The 19,946-nt window shown below is 62.4% G+C and carries 20 protein-coding genes; 11 read left to right on the forward strand and 9 right to left on the reverse strand.

Annotation, left to right across the window (positions count from 1 at the left end; genetic code table 11):
* Positions 1-242: 242 nt before the first annotated feature.
* The 5 genes from hisB (at position 243) to hisF (ending at position 3,447) form a co-directional block, all read left to right on the forward strand.
* Positions 243-836 carry an imidazoleglycerol-phosphate dehydratase HisB gene (gene hisB, locus SJI00_RS14810; protein WP_322462458.1) on the forward strand — a complete coding sequence of 198 codons (594 nt, stop codon included), beginning with the start codon at positions 243-245 and terminating at the stop codon, positions 834-836.
* Positions 837-1,475 (forward strand): imidazole glycerol phosphate synthase subunit HisH, encoded by a 639-nt coding sequence (gene hisH, locus SJI00_RS14815; RefSeq protein ID WP_322462459.1) that lies wholly within the window; start codon positions 837-839, stop codon positions 1,473-1,475.
* Positions 1,476-1,736 (forward strand): DUF2164 domain-containing protein, encoded by a 261-nt coding sequence (locus tag SJI00_RS14820; protein WP_322462460.1) that lies wholly within the window; start codon positions 1,476-1,478, stop codon positions 1,734-1,736. It begins immediately after the preceding gene.
* Positions 1,737-1,928: 192 nt separating this feature from the next.
* Positions 1,929-2,666 (forward strand): 1-(5-phosphoribosyl)-5-[(5-phosphoribosylamino)methylideneamino]imidazole-4-carboxamide isomerase, encoded by a 738-nt coding sequence (hisA, locus tag SJI00_RS14825; protein ID WP_322462461.1) that lies wholly within the window; start codon positions 1,929-1,931, stop codon positions 2,664-2,666.
* Between the two features lie 10 nt (positions 2,667-2,676).
* Positions 2,677-3,447: an imidazole glycerol phosphate synthase subunit HisF gene (gene hisF, locus SJI00_RS14830; RefSeq protein WP_322462462.1), complete on the forward strand. Its 771-nt coding sequence runs from the start codon at positions 2,677-2,679 to the stop codon at positions 3,445-3,447.
* 290 nt (positions 3,448-3,737) lie between these two features.
* Here the strand turns inward: hisF and choV are convergent, their stop codons facing one another.
* The 3 genes from choV to SJI00_RS14845 all read right to left on the reverse strand — a co-directional run bounded on the left by choV (position 3,738) and on the right by SJI00_RS14845 (position 6,814).
* Positions 3,738-4,916: a choline ABC transporter ATP-binding protein gene (choV, locus tag SJI00_RS14835; RefSeq protein ID WP_322462463.1), complete on the reverse strand. Its 1,179-nt coding sequence runs from the start codon at positions 4,914-4,916 to the stop codon at positions 3,738-3,740.
* Positions 4,913-5,758, reverse strand: coding sequence for a choline ABC transporter permease subunit (gene choW, locus SJI00_RS14840; protein ID WP_416221047.1), 846 nt, complete (start codon positions 5,756-5,758; stop codon positions 4,913-4,915). The genes choV and choW overlap by 4 nt, the downstream gene beginning before the upstream one ends.
* A 108-nt stretch (positions 5,759-5,866) precedes the next feature.
* Positions 5,867-6,814 (reverse strand): choline ABC transporter substrate-binding protein, encoded by a 948-nt coding sequence (locus SJI00_RS14845; protein ID WP_322462464.1) that lies wholly within the window; start codon positions 6,812-6,814, stop codon positions 5,867-5,869.
* 452 nt (positions 6,815-7,266) lie between these two features.
* On the opposite strand from SJI00_RS14845, the gene SJI00_RS14850 reads away from it, so the two are divergent.
* Together SJI00_RS14850 and gbdR are read left to right on the forward strand one after the other, a co-directional pair.
* Positions 7,267-8,643, forward strand: coding sequence for an L-serine ammonia-lyase (locus SJI00_RS14850; RefSeq protein WP_322462465.1), 1,377 nt, complete (start codon positions 7,267-7,269; stop codon positions 8,641-8,643).
* Positions 8,644-9,031: 388 nt separating this feature from the next.
* Complete coding sequence (gene gbdR, locus SJI00_RS14855) at positions 9,032-10,138, forward strand: choline metabolism transcriptional regulator GbdR (protein WP_322462466.1); 1,107 nt, start codon at positions 9,032-9,034, stop codon at positions 10,136-10,138.
* Between the two features lie 51 nt (positions 10,139-10,189).
* Here the strand turns inward: gbdR and SJI00_RS14860 are convergent, their stop codons facing one another.
* The 5 genes from SJI00_RS14860 to choX form a co-directional block, all read right to left on the reverse strand.
* On the reverse strand, positions 10,190-10,450 hold the full coding sequence (locus tag SJI00_RS14860; RefSeq protein ID WP_322462467.1) for a hypothetical protein: 261 nt from the start codon (positions 10,448-10,450) through the stop codon (positions 10,190-10,192).
* Positions 10,451-10,906: 456 nt separating this feature from the next.
* On the reverse strand, positions 10,907-11,374 hold the full coding sequence (locus SJI00_RS14865) for a thioesterase family protein (RefSeq protein ID WP_322462468.1): 468 nt from the start codon (positions 11,372-11,374) through the stop codon (positions 10,907-10,909).
* Positions 11,375-11,384: 10 nt separating this feature from the next.
* On the reverse strand, positions 11,385-12,350 hold the full coding sequence (locus SJI00_RS14870) for an L-carnitine dehydrogenase (RefSeq protein ID WP_322462469.1): 966 nt from the start codon (positions 12,348-12,350) through the stop codon (positions 11,385-11,387).
* A 336-nt stretch (positions 12,351-12,686) separates the two neighbouring features.
* A complete protein-coding gene (gene cdhC, locus SJI00_RS14875) occupies positions 12,687-13,571 on the reverse strand; it encodes a 3-dehydrocarnitine:acetyl-CoA trimethylamine transferase CdhC (protein WP_322462470.1) in 885 nt (294 codons plus the stop codon).
* 111 nt (positions 13,572-13,682) lie between these two features.
* Positions 13,683-14,627, reverse strand: a complete 945-nt coding sequence (gene choX, locus SJI00_RS14880) for a choline ABC transporter substrate-binding protein (protein ID WP_322462471.1) — start codon at positions 14,625-14,627, stop codon at positions 13,683-13,685.
* Positions 14,628-14,768: 141 nt separating this feature from the next.
* On the opposite strand from choX, the gene SJI00_RS14885 reads away from it, so the two are divergent.
* Together SJI00_RS14885 and SJI00_RS14890 are read left to right on the forward strand one after the other, a co-directional pair.
* The gene (locus SJI00_RS14885) at positions 14,769-15,725 is read left to right on the forward strand and encodes a GlxA family transcriptional regulator (RefSeq protein ID WP_322462472.1); all 957 of its coding nucleotides are present in this window, start codon (positions 14,769-14,771) and stop codon (positions 15,723-15,725) included.
* A 106-nt stretch (positions 15,726-15,831) separates the two neighbouring features.
* Positions 15,832-17,304: a metallophosphoesterase family protein gene (locus tag SJI00_RS14890; RefSeq protein ID WP_322462473.1), complete on the forward strand. Its 1,473-nt coding sequence runs from the start codon at positions 15,832-15,834 to the stop codon at positions 17,302-17,304.
* A gap of 141 nt (positions 17,305-17,445) precedes the next feature.
* On the opposite strand, the gene SJI00_RS14895 is transcribed toward SJI00_RS14890, so the two are convergent.
* A complete protein-coding gene (locus SJI00_RS14895) occupies positions 17,446-17,844 on the reverse strand; it encodes a lysozyme inhibitor LprI family protein (protein ID WP_322462474.1) in 399 nt (132 codons plus the stop codon).
* Between the two features lie 284 nt (positions 17,845-18,128).
* Here SJI00_RS14895 and SJI00_RS14900 point away from each other — a divergent pair, with 284 nt between their 5' ends.
* Together SJI00_RS14900 and SJI00_RS14905 are read left to right on the forward strand one after the other, a co-directional pair.
* On the forward strand, positions 18,129-19,106 hold the full coding sequence (locus SJI00_RS14900) for a dipeptidase (protein WP_322462475.1): 978 nt from the start codon (positions 18,129-18,131) through the stop codon (positions 19,104-19,106).
* Positions 19,107-19,413: 307 nt separating this feature from the next.
* Positions 19,414-19,944, forward strand: coding sequence for a DUF5943 domain-containing protein (locus SJI00_RS14905; RefSeq protein WP_322462476.1), 531 nt, complete (start codon positions 19,414-19,416; stop codon positions 19,942-19,944).
* Positions 19,945-19,946 lie beyond the last annotated feature (2 nt).

Raw genomic sequence — 19,946 nt, forward strand, 5'->3', positions numbered from 1 at the left:
TGTATCCAGCGCCGCCCCCCTCCAAGCCGCCCGCATGAATTCACGCTACACGACTGCAGCCATTGGACCTGCAACCCCGCCCCCTGCAATCCCCGAACCGCCTCGCATGACCCGCCCCCAAGCAAACCCGTCTTGCACAACCCGCCGCGTGTCGCTCTGCCATATGTCATGCGCGTATCAAGCCGTCGCCATCTGGGCCTATAATGTTGCCCTTTTCGCCCAATGATTCTGCGGAGCTGGTGATGGTTGAACGTATGGCGTCCGTCGAGCGCAACACCCTGGAAACTCAGGTCAAGGCCTCGATCAACTTGGATGGTACTGGCAAGGCCCGGTTTGCTGTCGGCGTGCCCTTCCTCGAACACATGCTCGACCAGATCGCCCGTCACGGGCTGATCGATCTGGACATCGAGTGCAAGGGTGACCTGCACATCGACGATCACCATACCGTCGAAGACGTCGGCATCACCCTCGGCCAGGCCTTCGCCCAGGCCGTCGGCGACAAGAAAGGCATCCGCCGCTACGGCCACGCCTACGTGCCGCTCGATGAAGCGCTGTCACGCGTGGTCATCGACTTCTCCGGCCGCCCTGGCCTGCAGATGCACGTGCCGTACACCCGGGCCAGCGTCGGCGGTTTCGATGTCGACCTGTTCCAGGAGTTCTTCCAAGGCTTCGTCAACCACGCCCAGGTGACCCTGCACATCGACAACCTGCGCGGGCACAACACCCACCACCAGATCGAAACCGTGTTCAAGGCCTTCGGCCGCGCGCTGCGCATGGCCGTAGAGCAGGACGAGCGCATGGCCGGGCAGATGCCTTCGACCAAAGGGTGCCTGTAAATGCAGACGGTAGCGGTAATCGACTACGGCATGGGCAACCTGCACTCGGTGGCCAAGGCACTCGAGCATGTCGGTGCTGGCAAGGTACTGGTCACCAGTGATGCCGCCGTGATCCGCGAGGCCGATCGGGTGGTGTTCCCAGGCGTCGGTGCGATCCGTGACTGCATGGCTGAAATCCGCCGCCTGGGCTTTGACAGCCTGGTGCGCGAGGTCAGCCAGGACCGTCCGTTTCTCGGCATCTGCGTCGGCATGCAGGCCTTGCTCGAACACAGCGAAGAAAACCAGGGTGTTGATTGCATCGGCCTGTTCCCGGGCCAAGTGCGCTTCTTCGGCAAAGGCCTGGAAGAAAACGGCGAGCACCTGAAGGTGCCGCACATGGGCTGGAACGAAGTCAGTCAGGCCATGGCCCACCCGCTGTGGCACGACATCCCCGACCGTGCCCGCTTCTATTTCGTCCACAGCTACTACATCAATGCCAGCAAGGCGGGGCAGGTGGTGGGCCGCGGTCACTACGGCGTCGATTTCGCCGCAGCCCTGGCCGAAGGCTCGCGCTTCGCCGTGCAATTCCACCCGGAGAAGAGCCATACCCATGGTCTGCAATTGCTGCAGAACTTCATTGCCTGGGATGGACGCTGGTAGATGGCCGCCTCACGCACCAAGGCCCCCTCGCTCACCCTGGCCCCTGAACAGGAACGCGAGGCGCTCGACGCCCTCAAGCGCTTTCTGGAAGAGCGTTTCGAGTTGCAGCTGGGCTCGTTCGAGGTGGCCGAGGTGCTTGAAGTGATCGCCAAGGACATTGCACCGCATTACTACAACCGGGCCATTGCCGACGTCCAGCTGCACCTCAGCGAACGCTTCGAGAGCATCGAAAGCGACCTGTGGGCATTGGAGAAGAGCTGAGCCTGTTACGCCAGGTTCCGGGTAAAACCTTGAGACGGGGGTTGAGGCGGCGTTCAACGCAGCCGTGAGCGCCTCGCCTGACCTTCGTCTCAAGGCGTTTTGCCCAGCACCTGGAACGGATCGCCGATCTGACATCTGACGCGCACTGCTTGCAGCCTGTCGCCTGCAGCGTGCCGCTTTAAAGGAAAGAGCATGCTGATTATCCCCGCTATCGATCTGAAAGACGGTGCCTGCGTACGCCTGCGCCAGGGCCGTATGGAAGATTCCACGGTGTTTTCCGATGACCCGGTGAGCATGGCCGCCAAATGGGTCGACGGTGGTTGCCGTCGCCTGCACCTGGTCGACCTCAACGGTGCATTCGAAGGCCAGCCGGTCAACGGTGAGGTGGTCACCGCCATTGCCAAGCGCTACCCGAACCTGCCGATCCAGATCGGCGGCGGTATTCGCTCGTTGGAAACCATCGAGCATTACGTCAAAGCGGGCGTGAGCTACGTGATCATCGGTACCAAGGCCGTCAAGCAGCCCGAGTTCGTGGCCGAGGCGTGCAAGGCGTTTCCAGGCAAGGTCATCGTCGGCCTGGACGCCAAGGACGGGTTTGTGGCCACCGACGGCTGGGCTGAAGTCAGCAGCGTACAGGTGATCGATCTGGCCAAGCGTTTCGAGGCCGATGGCGTTTCGGCCATCGTCTACACCGACATCGCCAAGGACGGCATGATGCAGGGCTGCAACGTGCCCTTCACCAAAGCCCTGGCCGAAGCCACGCGCATTCCGGTGATCGCCTCGGGCGGCATCCACAACCTGGGTGACATCAAGGCCCTGCTCGATGCCAAGGCGCCCGGCATCATCGGCGCCATCACCGGCCGGGCCATCTACGAAGGCACCCTGGACGTGGCAGAGGCCCAGGCTTTCTGCGACGCCTACAACGGCTGAGGAGCGACTCATGGCGTTAGCCAAACGCATCATCCCTTGCCTGGACGTGGACAACGGCCGGGTGGTCAAGGGCGTCAAGTTCGAGAACATCCGCGATGCCGGTGACCCGGTGGAAATCGCCCGCCGCTACAACGAGCAGGGCGCTGACGAGATCACCTTTCTCGACATCACCGCCAGCGTCGATGGCCGTGACACCACCCTGCACACGGTCGAGCGCATGGCCAGCCAGGTGTTCATCCCGCTGACCGTGGGCGGTGGCGTGCGCAGCGTGCAGGACATCCGTAACCTGCTCAATGCCGGTGCCGACAAGGTCTCGATCAACACTGCCGCCGTGTTCAACCCCAAGTTCGTCGGTGAAGCGGCCCAGCGTTTCGGTTCGCAGTGCATCGTGGTGGCCATCGATGCGAAGAAGGTGTCCGCTGTCGGCGAGACGCCGCGCTGGGAAATCTTCACCCACGGCGGGCGCAAACCGACCGGGCTGGATGCGGTGGAGTGGGCGAAGAAGATGGAAGCGCTGGGCGCCGGGGAAATTCTCCTGACCAGCATGGACCAGGACGGCATGAAGAGCGGTTTCGACCTGGGTGTCACTCGTGCGATCAGTGATGCGCTGGGGATTCCGGTGATTGCGTCGGGGGGTGTGGGGAATCTGGACCACCTGGCCGACGGCATCATCGAAGGGCATGCGAGCGCGGTGCTGGCGGCGAGTATTTTTCACTTCGGGGAATACACGGTGCCTGAAGCCAAGGCTTATATGGCCTCGCGTGGGATCGTCGTTCGCTGAACGCGTGTTTTTGCAGAATGAGCGCAGACAAGAGACCCCGCCCACCGCAGGCCTTGTAGGCGCGAGCTCGCTCGCGATGGGCGGCGCAGCCGCCCCAAGGCTGCCCCTCCATTCCCCGGTCAGAGCGCGGTGGCCGAATCAGGCCGGCTGCGCCGGCCATCGCGGCAGTAGCCGCTCCAGGGATCGTATCTTTTTCGCAGGACGCGAGTGTGCACCAGAGGTCATCAAAGCCGGATCGGTCGTTCCAGGCCCCTGAGGCAGCCAGTGGGGCCGCGAAGCGGCCCTGAACCTTACCCGTGGTTCTTGCCCAGCAGCGCGTGGTACAGCTCGGTATCCCCGAGAATCCCCACCACCTGGTTATTGTCCTGCAGCACCAGCTTGTTACCGGTGTGGTAACGGATCTGCAGGGCTTCGCGCATGCCGATGTCGGCGTGCACCACGGTGGGTTTGCGACCCAGCGATTCGACCGCCTGCCCTGGCGCCCAGTGCTGCATGTCCAGGCCATTCTGCCCCTGGCGCGCGCGTTGCAGCGAGCCGCCTTCGCCCAGATCAAGCCACGCGTCGTCGCCAGGGTCCAGGCACACCGAACCATTGATACGTTTGCACTGATCCAGCGTGCGCATCAGGCTGCGGCCGCACAGCACGTTGAGCGGGTTGGTGTGGGCGACGAAGGTGCGCACATAGTCATCGGCCGGATTGAGCACAATTTCTTCCGGCTTGCTGTACTGGATGATCCGCCCGTCTTTCATGATAGCGATGCGCGTGCCCAGCTTCAGGGCCTCGTCCAGGTCGTGGCTGACGAACACGATGGTCTTGTTCAGCTTGCGCTGCAGCTCCAGCAGCTCATCTTGCAGGCCCTGGCGGATCAGTGGGTCGAGGGCCGAGAACGGTTCGTCCATCAGCAGGATGTCGGCGTCCATCGCCAGCGCACGGGCCAGGCCCACACGCTGCTGCATACCACCGGAAAGCTCATCGGGGCGTTTGTTGCGCCATTGGGTCAGGCCCACCAGCTCAAGCTTTTCATCCACCAGCTTGCGCCGGTCCTTTTCAGGGCGACCCTGCATTTCCAGGCCGAAGCTGATGTTCTCGCGCACCGTCAGCCAGGGCATCAAGGCGAATTTCTGGAACACCATGGCAATGCGCTTGGTGCGCATCATCTTCAGCTCGGCGGCCGAGCAGTGGGCGATGTCGATGTGGTTGCCTTCGTGCTCGACGAACAGCTTGCCGCGGCTCACGGTGTTGAGGCCGTTGATGCAGCGCAGCAGGCTCGACTTGCCCGAACCGGACAGGCCCATCAATACACAGATTTCACCCTTGTTGATGTCCAGGTTGGCCTTCTCGACCCCCACCACCAGACCGGTCTGCTTGAGGATCTGCTCGCGGGTCTTGCCCTCGTCGAGCAGGCTGAGGGCTTCACGCGGCTTGTTGGTGAAGATGACGTCGACATCTTCGAATCGGATGATGCTCATGCTTCACTCCTTGCCGGCGCTTCAGGTTGCTTGCAGATACGGTCGAGCATGATCGCCAGCAAGACGATCGCCAGGCCTGCTTCGAAGCCCAGGGAAATATCAGCCGTGTTCAGTGCGTTGACCACCGGCTTGCCCAGACCATCGGCGCCCACCAGCGCCGCGATCACCACCATCGACAGCGACAGCATGATGCACTGGGTGACACCGGCCGCAATGCTCGGCATGGCGTGGGGCAGTTCGATCCGGGTCAGCAGTTGGCGGCGCGAGCAGCCGAACGCCTTGCCGGCGTCCATCAGTTCCTGCGGCACGTCGCAGATACCCAGGTAAGTCAGGCGGATCGGCGCGGCGATGGCGAACACCACCGTCGAGATCAGGCCCGGTACCACGCCCAGACCGAACAGGGTCAGGGTCGGGATCAGGTAGACGAACGTAGGCACGGTCTGCATCAGGTCGAGGACCGGGCGCAGGCCGGTGTAGAACATCGGTTTGTGCGCGGCGACGATGCCCAGCGGTACGCCGATGGCCACGCAGACGATGGTGGCGAAGCTGACCTGGGCCAGGGTTTCCATGGTTTCCTGCCAGTACCCCAGGTTGAGGATCAGCAGCAGTGACAAGGCAACGAAGACGGTGAGGGCGATCTTGCGCTGAATCAGGTGCGCAAGCGCAGCGAAGATGGCGATGAGAACAAACGGGTTGAACCAGGTCAGGCCACTGGTGACCCCGTAAATCATGAACTCCAGGCCTTTGGCGATGGCATCGAAGTAGTTGGCGCCGATTTGCGTCAGCCACTCCACGAAGGTTGCCATGTACTGGCCTAGCGGTATTTTCTGATTGATGAGCATGATAGCGAGCTTCCACCTGCAAAGATTGAAATCAGTCCGGGGCGGGCACGGTCCCACCCCGCGGTAGTGCCTGGCAGCCGCTGCGACTGCCTGCTATTGCGTAAATCGTTATTGCGTCAGCTTGGCCTTGGCCGCCTCCAGCCCCGGTTTGCCGTCTACGGTGGTCACGCCTGCCAGCCAGGTGTCGAGCACCTGCGGGTTGTTTTTCAACCAGGCCTTGGCGGCCACGTCGGCTTTGGTCTTGTCGTCCAGCACCTTGCCCATCAGGGTGCTTTCCATGTCGAGGGTGAACGACAGGTTCTTCAGCAGCTGGCCAACGTTGCTGCACGCTTGGGTGTAGCCCTTGCGGACGTTGGTGTAGACGGTGGCCTTGCCGAAATCGGGACCGAAGAAATCGTCGCCGCCGGTGAGGTACTGCATGTGGAAGCGTTTGTTCATCGGGTGCGGTTCCCAGCCGAGGAAGACGATGTCCTCACCGCGTTTGCCGGCGCGATCGACCGCCGCCAGCATGGCCGCTTCACTCGACTGCACGATCTTGAAACCTGCATCTTTCAAGCCGAAGGCGTTCTTGTCGATCATGCTCTGGATGGTGCGGTTGCCGTCGTTGCCCGGCTCGATCCCGTAGATCTTGCCGTCGAGTTCCTTCTTGAATTTGGGGATATCGGCAAAGTCCTTCAGGCCCTTGTCGTACAGGGACTGCGGCACGGCGAGGGTGTACTTGGCGTTTTCCAGGTTGGCGCGAACGGTTTCGACGGTGCCGGCGTCGCGGTAGGCCTTGATGTCGTTTTCCATGGTCGGCATCCAGTTGCCGAGGAAGACGTCGATCTTCTTGCCTTCTGCCAGTGACTTGTAGGTGATGGGAACCGAGATCATGGTGGTCTTGGTCTTGTAGCCAAGCGCTTCGAGCACGGCACTGGTGACCGCGGTGGTCACGGTGATATCCGTCCAGCCAACGTCCGAGAATTGTACCGTTTGGCACTGCTCGGGCTCGGCGGCCTGGGCCAGCAGCGGTGCGGTTAACACAGCGGCCAGCAACAACGAGGGTGAGGCTTTCATGGGGTGGACTCCTTTAATTTTGTCTTCGGGTCGCTGAGGTTGCCGTGCCTTCTGTGGGCGTCGGTCAGCCAGGCCTGCGAGGCGCAGGTTGCGGGGCCGTGTAATACGAGTCGGATTCGATAATCCCCCAGCGCTGGGCATTCGCCTACTGCCAGGGTCGCATCCAGTGCAGGATAGGTCGTATCCAGTACGGGCGGTGTCGCTTAGAGATTGTTCCACCCCGGCAAGCGATCTTTTGCGTCCTGCGACGCTTCGAAACCGGCTATTGCAAGCGTGCTCAGCCGCCAGGAGGGCGGGGCGCTGACGGACAAAAGTACGTCCGTTGCAGACGGCGAGGTCGCCGGTAAAAGCCTGATGATGCGTGCCTTCACAGTGGCCGCCTGCCGAGCCTGACAGGCCAGCCATGCTGCGCACGACGTGCACAGACAAGCCCATCAAGAGGTGATTCGACAATGGCCATCAGCGTGTTCGACCTGTTCAAGATCGGTGTCGGGCCCTCCAGCTCCCACACCGTCGGCCCCATGCGTGCCGGCGCCCTGTTCGTGCAAGGGCTGCGCGAGCGCCACGCGCTGGAACAGGTGCGCCGCATCGAAGTGCGCCTGTACGGCTCGCTCTCGGCCACCGGTGTCGGGCACGGCACCGACAACGCCACGGTCATGGGCCTGATGGGCGAATGGCCCGACCAGATCGACCCTTCCCAGATCGGCCCACGCATCGCCGCGCTGCGCGAAACCGACACCTTGCAGCTCGATGGCCGTCTGCCGGTACCGTTCGTCTGGGCGCGCGACATGCTGCTGATCGACGAGAACCTGCCGTACCACCCCAACGCCATGACCCTGGTCGCCTTTGATGAACAGGGCGAGCTGCATCAGGACACCTACTACTCGGTCGGCGGCGGCTTCGTGGTCGACGCCGCCCAGGCCGCCAGCGGTGTGCTGGACGCTGACGAAACGGTGCTGCCATACGATTTCAACAGCGCGGACGAACTGCTGGTCCTGTGCAAGCAAAACGACATGCGCGTGTCGCAATTGATGATGGCCAACGAACTGACCTGGCGCAGCGAAGCAGAGATTCGCGCCGGCCTGCTCAAGCTCTGGCACGCCATGCAGGAATGCGTGAGCAATGGTCTCAAGCACGAAGGCACGTTGCCCGGTGGGCTCAATGTGCGGCGCCGCGCCGCCAAGCTGCACCGCAACTTGCAGGAAGTCGGCAAGCCCAACGTGATCGGCTCGACCTTGAGCGCCATGGAATGGGTGAACCTGTTCGCTCTGGCCGTCAACGAAGAGAACGCCGCCGGTGGGCGGATGGTCACCGCGCCCACCAATGGCGCGGCAGGCATCATTCCGGCGGTGCTGCACTACTACATGCGCTTCTCCGACGTGGTCGATGAAAGCAACGTGGTCGACTACCTGCTGGCCGCCGCTGCGGTCGGCATCCTGTGCAAGAAGAACGCCTCGATCTCCGGCGCCGAAGTGGGTTGCCAAGGGGAGGTGGGCTCAGCGTGCGCCATGGCCGCTGCAGGGCTTGCCGACATTCTCGGCGGCACCCCGGCGCAGGTGGAGAACGCTGCCGAAATCGCCCTCGAACACAACCTCGGCCTGACCTGCGACCCCGTCGGCGGCCTGGTTCAGGTGCCGTGTATCGAGCGCAACGCCATTGCCTCGGTGAAGGCGATCAACGCGGTGCAGATGGCCCTGCGTGGGGACGGCGAACATTTCATCTCGCTCGACCAGGTCATCCGCACCATGCGCGATACCGGCGCCGACATGCACGACAAGTACAAAGAGACGTCTCGCGGCGGCCTGGCCGTCAGCGCCATCGAGTGCTGATGCCCGCAATCGGGTCTGCCCGCCCATAAATGCCCTTTTTTGGAACACATCCGTAACGCGCCGGCCGGTACCTGTTACCGCTGCCGGTGTCAGTGCCGGTGACAGGGGAGCATGTCGTTTCTGGACATGTTTCCTACGAGTGATACCGAAATGCTCAGTGCATAGAAGCAAACGCGCTACTTCGGTATTTTCCGTTTTCCTACAGCCTTATCAGAAAGCTCCTAATTGACTGACCTTCAGGTCGTTTTTTGACTTTATTGAACGCTCGACCCATTCAGGCATGCCAATTGCGTTGTAATTGGCAAAAGCTCCGCACACGAACCGGGGCCATTACAAGAAACAGTGCTCGCCTGAAGCACACCCTGTATTTGTGTGAGGAGAAATCACGATGACGTCGTCCACCTCCGGGACCCAGTCCCAGAACCGCACAACCCCTCAATCCATCGGGTTTCTCCTGCTGGACAATTTCACTCTGATTTCCCTGGCCTCGGCGGTCGAACCGCTGCGCATGGCCAACCAGCTGTCGGGCCGCGAGCTCTACCGTTGGCACACACTGACCCTCGATGGGGGTCAGGTCTGGGCCAGCGATGGCCTGCAGATCACCCCAGACGCCGCCATGCACGCGGCGCCTGCCATCGATACCGTGATCGTCTGTGGCGGGGTGGGCATTCAGCGCACCGTGACACGTGAGCACGTCACCTGGCTGCAGGCTCAGGCCCGTCAGTCGCGCCGCCTGGGTGCGGTGTGCACCGGCAGTTGGGCGCTGGCCTGCGCCGGCTTGCTCGACGGCTTCGACTGCAGCGTGCACTGGGAATGTCTGGCCTCGATGCAGGAGGCCTTCCCGCGGGTCAACATGAGCACCCGCCTGTTCACCCTCGACCGCAACCGCTTCACCAGTTCCGGTGGCACTGCGCCGCTGGACATGATGCTGCACCTGATCAGCCGCGATCACGGCCGTGAGCTGTCGGCAGCGATCTCGGAAATGTTCGTCTACGAACGTATCCGTAACGAGCAGGACCACCAACGCGTGCCGCTCAAGCACATGCTCGGCACCAATCAGCCGAAGCTGCAGGAAATCGTTGCGCTGATGGAGGCCAACCTCGAAGAGCCGATCGATCTCGACGAGTTGGCGGTGTATGTGGCGGTCTCGCGGCGCCAGCTGGAGCGCCTGTTCCAGAAGTACCTGCACTGCTCGCCGTCGCGCTACTACCTCAAGCTGCGCCTGATTCGGGCGCGGCAGTTGCTCAAGCAAACGCCGATGTCGATCATCGAAGTGGCCTCGGTGTGCGGCTTCGTCTCCACCCCGCACTTCTCCAAGTGCTACCGCGAGTACTTCGGCATTCCGCCACGTGACGAACGCGTCGGTTCGAACACCACCCAGCAGGTGGCGATGATGCCGATCCCGCAAGCGATGGTGCTGTCGCCGCACAGCGGCCCGATGGCCGCCTTGAGTCAGGCGCGCAACGAGTCCACCTTCGCCAGCGTACGCTTGTAATCGCTGCTGCATGGGCCGGCCCGGCATCTGCCTGGGCCGGCCCTGTTGCGTTCAGCCCTGACGGTGCTTGAATTGCGCCAATGCCGGCAGCAGCTGCGTGTCGATCGCCTGGCGCACCGCCGGCAGGATGGTCGCACTGCCGGTGTACATCTGCTCGACCATTCCCCGCAGCGCGCGGGCATTGGGCTCGGTCAGCCCGCGTACGGCGGCGGTGCAGGCATCGTGTGCGCTGGCCTCTGCCGGCATGCAGAAGCCCAGCGCGCTGAGGTGGCCACGCAGGTCGTGCTCATCGATCAAATCGGCATGCATCATGGTGAGTGTCCTTTGGCTGCGATCATCGGTGGACCGATTCTGTGACCTGCCCACACGCTCGGCAAGGGCAGAGTGATGGCGTGGCAGCTTTGGCTAAGAACAGGTCGTTTCCGGCTAAATCAAGTGCGTCGCAAGTCAGCACACTGGACCCATTCACGGTTCCCGGCGGGTTTGGTCACCCTCCAGCATGCACAGTGGATGCTCGCGCTTGGCCCCGGATGCTCACGGCTTTCCGGGGCTGTTTTTTTGCTCTGTGAGTACCCGGGTAGGGCGTAGCGCATGCGCAATGAGCGCCTTGGCCGTTACCGCGCCACCCCTGGTGCCAGCCCCCCGCGACCAGCGCCCGACCGAGCTGAACGCGTGCGCCAAGGCCGCCACCCGCAGCGAACCACCCGCACAACGCGCTGCGCCGTTTTTGGTTTGCGCGGCCAGGCGCAGCTGCTCACGTGCCCTCGATTACGCCAGGCTGAGCGGGCGTGACCGCCACTCGACTGCGCTCCGCTCGTCCTGGGCGTCTACCAGCGCTTCCAACGCCTGGGCGCTGCATGCGCTGAAAGGCGCAGACTTCGGCCCCGCCAGATCCACATGCAGCAGCATCTGCTCGCTCGCCGCCAGGGCCTGATCCGTGCCCTCGCGGTGCAGCGTGTGATAGACCAGCAGGCGTTTTTTGTCGAAGCCGACGATCTGCGTCTGCACCCACACCTCGCGCCCCAGCTTTACCTCGTGCAGATAGTGGATATGCGCCTCCAGGGTGAACAGCGAATGGCCGCTCTGGCCCCGGCTGTCGGCATCCAGGCCGATGCGCGCCATCAGCGCGTCGGTGGCGTAGCTGAAGATCAGCAGGTAGTAGGCGTCGCGCAGGTGGCCGTTGTAGTCGACCCAGTCCTTCAGGACCTGGGTGCGGTAGGTGGTCAGTGCAGGCATCGAAACCTCCTCAATCGGCAAAGGCCATGCCGTGTCGGGCCTTGCTGGCCTGGACCGCGTCCAGCACGGCCAGCAGGGTGTCGTCGCGGTAGCGCTCCAGGGCCGCAATGCTTCGTTCACCCAGTTGCTGTGCAGTGCCGTCGACCACGTCATCGATCAGCTGGTCGGTGAGCTCCGGTGCGGGCAGGTAGGTCCAGGGCAGCTTCAGCGCCGGGCCGAACTGCTGCATGAAGTGGCGCATGCCGGCATCGCCGCCGGCCAGGGTGTAGGTCAGGAAGGTGCCCATGAACGACCAGCGCAGGCCGGCGCCGAAGCGGATCGCGTCATCGATTTCGCCGGTGGTCGCCACGCCGTCATTGACCAGGTGCAAGGCCTCGCGCCAGAGCGCTTCGAGCAGACGGTCGGCAATGAAGCCTGGCACCTCTTTACGCACGTGCAAGGGGCGCATGCCCAGTGCCGTATAGATAGCCTTCGCTGCTTCGATTGCCTCAGGCGCGGTGCGCGCGCCGCCTACCACTTCCACGAGCGGCAGCAGGTACACCGGGTTGAACGGGTGGCCGACCACGCAGCGCTCCGGGTGCGTTGAAGATTCGTAGAATTCGCTGGGCAGCAGGCCTGAGGTACTGGAGCCGATGACCGCGTCGGGCTTGGCGGCAGCGCTGATCCTGGCGTGCAGGTCGAGCTTCAGGTCCAGGCGTTCGGGGGCGCTTTCCTGAATGAAGTCGGCGTCGCGCACGCAGGCTTCGAGGGTGTCGACGAAGGTCAGCCGGCATTGCGAGGCGCCTGCGGCCAAGCCTTGTTTTTCCAGCGCCGGCCAGGCGTTGGCGACACGCTTGCGCAGCGCTTGCTCGGCGCCAGGGGCCGGGTCCCAGGCCACGACGTCCAGGCCGTGGGCCAGGGCGCGCGCCACCCAGCCACTGCCGATGACGCCGCTACCCAGTGCAGCGAATGTGTTGATGGTGGTGATGAACGGCATGTCGAATCCTCGCTGATGAATGGCATCGGTGATCGCGTAAAGTCAGCTGAGCGCGCTCTGGGTGTGGAGGCACAAGGAGTGCGCTGTGACGTTGAGATGAACGGGTATCGATCGCGGTGTGCTGCCCGCTGCCAGACAAGGTCGTCCCCCCCCTTGAGGACGCCGTCGGCGGTGGGGCTGCTGCGATGCAGTGTCAGCTGGCTGCGCTGACGTTCTGGTGTGGGTTCGCTCTACGTGCAGGTCGGGCGCTTCCCGGGCGAGCGGGTGGCGCTTGACGCGGCTGAGTCAGGCGCCATGGGCCGCGACCCGGTTCGAGGTGCAGCGCCCTTGGCTGCCTCAACGCTGCTGGAGCTTCATCTTTTTCCGCCCCTCGGCGGGCGTCAGCACTCGGGCGCCGAGGCGCGACAGAATCTCCACCGCGCGCTCGACCAACTGGCCGTTGCTCGCCAGCACGCCACGGTCCAGGTAGAGGTTGTCTTCCAGCCCGACCCGTACGTTGCCGCCGAGCAGTACGGCCTGGGCGGCCATCGGCATCTGCATGCGGCCAATGCCGAAGCCCGCCCAGGTGGCGCCGACCGGCAGGTTGTCGACCATCGCTTTCATGGTGGCGGTGTCTGCCGGCGCGCCCCACGGGATGCCCAGGCAGAGCTGGAACAGGGGGTCGTGGAGCAGGCCTTCCTTGATCATCTGCTTGGCGAACCACAGGTGGCCGGTGTCGAAGATTTCCAGCTCGGCTTTCACGCCCAGCTCGGTAATGCGTTTGGCGCCGGCGCGCAGTTGCGCCGGGGTGGAGACGTAGATCGAGTTGCCGTCGCCAAAATTGAGCGTGCCGCAGTCCAGGGTGCAGATGTCCGGTAGCAGTGCTTCGATGTGGGCCAGGCGCTCCAGTGGGCCGATCAGATCAGTGCCGCTGCCAAAATCCATGGGCGATTCGCCCGGGCCGATTTCCAGATCGCCGCCCATGCCGGCGGTAAGGTTGACGATGATGTCCACGTCGGCTTCGCGGATGCGCTCCATCACCTCGCGGTACAACGCAACATCACGGCTGAAACGACCGGTGTGCGGGTCGCGAACGTGGCAGTGCACGACCGTGGCGCCGGCGTTGGCAGCGTCCACGGCGGCGGCGGCGATCTGTTTGGGGGTGACCGGCACCAGATGGCTTTTACTGGCGGTGTCGCCAGCGCCGGTGAGGGCGCAGGTGATGATGATGTCGTGGTTCATGGGTGGATCCTTGCGGTTGTAGGGGGCGCGGCTTGGCGGTTGGGGCGGTCTGCGGTGGTGCTTTAGCCACTCCTACAGCGGGGTGTGACTGTCGCGATGGGCGGCGTGTGGTTACTTCAACGCGAGGTTGTCGGCGGCGGGTCTACCGTCGAAGGTGGTCACGCCTTCGAGCCAGCGGGCTTTGTCTTGCGGATGGTCTTGGAGCCATTGGCGTGCGGATTCCAGCGGATCCTTGCGGTCGAGCAGCGGCTGCATCATGCGGCTCTCGTCCTCGGCGCTGAAGGTCAGGTTGCTCAGCAGGCGATAGGCGTTCGGGCAGCGCTCGGCGTAGTCCGGTGCGGTCACCGTCCACACGGTGGCGCGGCCTTCGTCCGGGCCCAGCGCGTCTTCACTGTTGGCGAGGTATTGCATGCCGCCCTTGACGTTGACGTTCATCGGGTGCGGCTTCCAGCCGAAGAAGACCACCGGCTCCTTGCGCTGCACGGCGCGGGAAACCGCCGCCAGCATCGCCGCCTCGCTGGACTCGACCAACTGGAACTTGCCCAGGCCGAACTGATCTTTCTCGATCATCGCCTTGATCTGCGTATTGGCCCCCGAGCCTGGCTCGATGCCGTAGATCTTGTAACCCAGCGCCTTGCCGAACTTCTGGATGTCGGCAAAGCTGTTCAAGCCTTGCTCGGCCAGGTATTGCGGGACTGCCAGCGTGGCGCGGGCATCGTCCAGGCTCGGTTTGTCGAGTACCTTGACCTGCCCGGCGTTGATGAACGGGGTGATGGTCTGGGTCATGATCGGGTTCCAGTAGCCCAGGAACATGTCCAGGCGTTTGTCCCGGATGCCGCCGAAGATGATCTGCTGCGAACCGCTGGTCTGCTTGGTCTGGTAACCCAGACCGTCAAGCAGTACCTGAGCCATGGCACTGGTGGCCATGACATCGGTCCAGTTCACCACGCCCAGGCGCACGTCCTTGCAGACGGCGGGCTCGGCGGCATACAGCGGGGTAGCGAGAAGGCTGCTCAACGCAAGGGGTAACAGGCTGCGGCGGATCAAGCGGGGCATGGTGGCTCTCCATCGGCAGGGGGCTTTTTGTTCACGTGTCTCTGCGGACCGTGGATACACGCTACGCTGGCCACTGGCCCGCAACGCGCACGCTGGCGACCAGGATTTGCACTGTGGCGACCCCATCACTCAGAGGCCGAGATGCCCGACACCATCGATCTATTGCTGTTGCCCGGTTTCTCGGCCATGGGATTCATCAGCGCCATCGAGCCGCTGCGGGTGGCCAATCGCTTTCGCGGTGCGCTGTACCGCTGGCGGGTACTTAGCCTGGATGGCGGCGCCATTGCGGCGAGCAATGGCATGTCGGTGAATGCCGATCAGGCACTGGAAGAGGGCGAGCCGGGGCGGCTGTTGCTAGTGGTCGCGGGTTTCGAGCCGCTGCGCCATTTCGGCCCGGCGCTGCAACAGGCGTTGCGCAAGCGCGAGCATGCCGGCGTGGTGCTCGGCGGTATCGACACCGGGGCGATGGTGCTGGCTGAGGCCGGCCTGCTCGATGGCTATCGGGCAACCGTGCACTGGGAGGCGCTGGAGGCGTTTCGCGAGCGTTATCCGCGCCTGCAGGTCACCCAGGAACTGTTTGAAATCGACCGTCGGCGTATCACCTGCGCAGGTGGCACCGCGTCCATTGATCTGATGCTCGACCTGATCGCCCAGGCCCATGGCAGCGAGCTGGCGGTGCAGGTCTCGGAGCAGTTCGTGCTCGGGCGCATCCGTCCGCGTCAGGATCACCAGCGCATGGAGATCGCAGTGCGTTATGGGTTGCGTAACAAGAAACTGGTCAAGGTCATCGGCGCAATGGAGCGCGACACCGAGCAGCCCTTGAGCACGCAGGCGCTGGCCGATACGGTGCAGGTCACCCGTCGGCAGCTGGAGCGGCTGTTCAGGGTGTACCTGTCGGCTTCCCCGCGCGCTGTCTATCTGAAAATTCGACTGGATAAAGCGCAGCAACTATTGCGCCAGACCGACTGTACTGTGCTGGAGATCAGCATCGCGTGTGGGTTTGAGTCTGCGTCCTACTTTTCGCGTTGCTACAGGGCGCAATTCAATTGTTGCCCGCGAAAGGATCGCCACCCACTTCGCGAGGTGCCGGCACGCTAAAAAATCTATATTTTTCAATCGGTTGTCAACTGTTAGTACGGTCAGTTTGCCGCCCGCGTGATAAATGCTCCACTTGTTCCTGGTTTGAAAACAGGACAGATGGACCATGAAATACAAATGCTGTGCCAAACTTGCTCGAATGTGGTTTTTCAGTACGCTGGCGTTGTTGTCGAGTGGATGTTCGGCTATTCACGACATCGCCCCATCCAGCGAGCCCCAACTGCCAATGACCGCCCAGGGCTGCGAACTTACCTACCGGGATACATCGACGTTTTCAGGGTATCTCGGCCGCGGTTGGCAAACCCCCGAGTCGGCCAACAAGCTGATAATCGTGTCAGATCCGCAGCCGTTCTATACCTTCAGCGGGGAGAGCGCATGGCGCCTTCCGATGGCATCGCTGGCGAGGACACTCGAGTTACAGCGCCAAGGCAGCGCGTACGTTCCCATGATCATCAATGGGGACATTACTCATTACGGCCATGGCGACCAAAGAAAGGCATTCCGGGACCAGATAGTGGGCTATTCCGCTAACCGGCCAGGGCCGTTGCTGCTGCCAGGGCTGGGTAATCACGACTACGAAATCAACATCGATGACTGCGCCAACAACGGCTGTGCCCGTGACGCGGTGTGTGACCATATCCTCTGGACCAAGACCATCGCTAGCTCAACGACGGGGATGAACTTCGACTACCAGTACTCCAGCGATACCAGGCGCCACACGGGCTCGCTCTCCTATTCGCTCGACATCGGCAAGCTGCACATCGTGCAGTTGAACCTCGAGCCTACCTACACCACCCGCTTCAGTACTGGCGGAGGCACGATTATTTCGCCGGGTGAGAAAACCCATTTCGATATCACCTCTTCGATGTCCTGGCTTGAGGCCGATCTGATGGCGGCCAAGGGGCGGGGCCAGTACACGATCATCAATATGCATACGCCAAACCAGTGGCAGAACGAAGGCGTGCGCACCGGCAAGTTCAAGCAACTGGTCGAAGCGAACAGAGTGATCGGCGTGTTCGCCGGCCACTATCACAGCTTACTGGGGCGTCAAGCCGGCTACAGTATTGGCAAGGTACCGGTGTTTTTCAGCGGCTCAATGCCTCAGAAAAACTGGCTGAGGTTGCTGTTCGACTGGGATAAGAAAATCCTGCAGGTCGATGCTTATGCCAACGTCGATCACGTTCAGGAATACAAGTACAACATGGATACGTTCCAGGACCTCACCCCACCGCCGCCGCCCAAACCCGTGCGCGTCACGTTGTTCAGTGAAAAGAACTTCAGGGGCTCGAGCTGCACCATGGAACTTGAGGCTAACAGTCGAAAAGATATCGGCAGGGAATGTCGATCCATGGCTGACAAAGTTGGCATTTCCATGAAAGTCACCGACTTTGGCTATGCAGGAAAAAGTCTGTGTTTGAGTAAGGTTTATGAGTTTGGCTACTCGCGTTGTTACCTGGGTGATTATCGAGGTGACTTTGAGGTCGCCGATTTTTCCTGGCCTGGCGAATTACCCCCGGGGTTGAACAGGATTCCGATGGGCAACGACACAGGCTACAACCTGCTCATCAGCTCGGATTGACGACGCTTTAGCGTCTGGGCTCGAGCGCACGGTGGCACGCGCTTGAGCTTGGTGCCGAGCGGGCCTGAACCCTGGTCCTGCGTTTACACGCAGGTCAGGTGCGTTGCGCTGACCGTGGGCGTTGGTGGCGAATCGTTGCATCTAGGGTTGCGCCAACGACTGCAGATATTCCGAACGGTCATCACTGCGTTGCGCAAGGCAGGTGTTCAGCGCGGCCTCCAACGCTTTGCCTCCGCGCTTTTCGGCGGCGGTTTCGAGCTTGCAGTCGGCCTCACGCAACCGTATCCACAGCGTTTGCGCCGCTTGCAAGCCGGCATTCAGCTCGCGCGCCTGCGCTGGATCGGCCGATTGTTCGTTGACGCGCTGGAGCAGGTCGTCGAATGCCGCTTTCAACTCGCGCTCGGCAGTGTGCCGGTTGAAGGCGGCGCAGGCGTAGGCCTGCTGGTCGGTGTCAACGGTGTCGCATGGCGTACTGTCTTCCTCGCCTGCCTGAGCGCCCGTCATCACGCCCATCAGGGCTAGCCATAGCAGTGCTTTCATCCGTTCTCTCCCAGTGCGTTATGAGGGCCGCAGGATTCTCGCAGAGGGTTCGCCTCGGGGGTAGCCGGCGCGACGAAAGTTCACCGAAAACGACCTCCAACGCCGTTATCGAGACTGGCTCTCATTGCCGCAACCCGCGCCAGAGCGCCCTTTGTCGGCCCTTGACGCTTTCGGCAAACCCCCTGTCGTTTTTGTATCGGGGCGTCGCAAGTGACAGGCATATGCTGCCCCCAAAGCGCCGGCAGACGGTTTGGCGCGAACACTCAATAAAAGGGGACAGCCTGATGAGCCCAGCCGAACTTCACGCCGACAGCATCGTCATCGACGGCCTGATCATCGCCAAGTGGAACCGCGAACTGTTCGAAGACATGCGCAAAGGCGGTCTGACGGCGGCCAACTGCACGGTGTCGGTCTGGGAAGGCTTCAAGGCGACGGTCGACAGCATCGCCGCCAGCCAGAAACTCATCCGCGAAAACAGTGACCTGGTCATGCCGGTGCGTACCACCGCCGACATTCGCAAGGCCAAGGAACTGGGCAAGACCGGCATCCTCTTCGGCTTCCAGAACGCTCATGCGTTCGAAGACCAGATCGCTTATGTCGAGATCTTCAAGCAGCTGGGCGTGGGCATCGTGCAGATGTGCTACAACACCCAGAACCTGATCGGCACCGGCTGCTACGAGCGTGACGGCGGCCTGTCGGGCTTCGGTCGCGAGATCGTGGCGGAGATGAACCGCGTCGGCATCATGTGTGACCTGTCCCACGTGGGGTCCAAGACCTCCGAAGAAGTCATCCTCGAATCCAAGAAGCCGGTGTGCTACTCGCACTGCTTGCCCTCGGGCCTCAAAGAACACCCGCGTAACAAGTCCGATGCCGAGCTGAAGTTCATTGCCGACCACGGCGGCTTCGTCGGCGTGACCATGTTTGCGCCATTCTTGGCCAAGGGTATCGATTCGACCATCGACGACTACGCCGAAGCCATCGAATACACCATGAACATCGTCGGTGAAGATGCCATCGGCATCGGCACTGACTTCACCCAGGGTCACGGCAAGGAATTCTTCGAGTACCTGACCCACGACAAGGGCTACGCCCGTCGTCTGACCAGCTTCGGCAAGATCATCAACCCGCTGGGTATCCGTACCGTCGGCGAGTTCCCCAACCTGACCGAGACCCTGCTCAAGCGCGGCCATTCCGAGCGCACCGTGCGCAAGATCATGGGCGAGAACTGGGTCAATGTGCTCAAGGACGTGTGGGGCGAGTGAGGGGTTGTTGGGGCCGCGGCTAAAGCCGCTCCTACAGGATTCCTAGGGGTCGCTTCGATCGGGAAGGGGCTTGTAGGCGCGGCGTCCACCGGCAAGCGTCTTGTGTGACTCGCGTCAACCGCGATGGGTCTTGCAGGAGCGGCCGGTCCGGCGCTCCGGTAGGCCGCGACGGGCTGTACAGCGGTCCGGGCCTAGCCATCTCAATGCCGCCTTGAGTCCCTCTCGGCGCCTCTGCGGCAACGCTTCAAAAACAAGAGCCACAGCGGCTTTTGAATTCAAATAAAAATTCTTCTGGAGTTCAGTTTCCATGGCCAAGATCGCCCCGCAATTGCCAATCGAAGTCGATACCGAGACCGGCGTCTGGACCAGCGACGCCCTGCCGATGCTGTATGTGCCACGGCATTTCTTCGTCAACAACCACAAAGGCATCGAGGAAGTCCTGGGCGCCGACAAGTACGCCGAGATCCTCTACAAGGCCGGCTACAAGTCCGCCTGGCACTGGTGTGAAAAAGAAGCCGAATGCCATGGCCTGGAAGGTGTGGCGGTGTTCGAGCACTACATGAAGCGGCTGTCGCAGCGCGGCTGGGGCCTGTTCGAGATTCAGTCCATCGACCTCGACAAGGGCACGTGCGAAGTCAAGCTCAAGCATTCCGCGTTTGTCTACGTCTATGGCAAGTGCGGCCGCAAGGTCGACTACATGTTCACCGGCTGGTTCGCCGGCGCCATGGACCAGATTCTCGCTGCCCGTGGCAGCAACATCCGCACCGTGGCCGAACAGGTCTATGGCGGGTCTGAAGAAGGCCACGAAGATGGCCTGTTCGTCACAAAGCCGTTGTAAGC

Origin of the sequence: Pseudomonas gebzensis (assembly GCF_034427815.1) — a bacterium.
In the GTDB taxonomy this organism is placed as follows: domain Bacteria; phylum Pseudomonadota; class Gammaproteobacteria; order Pseudomonadales; family Pseudomonadaceae; genus Aquipseudomonas.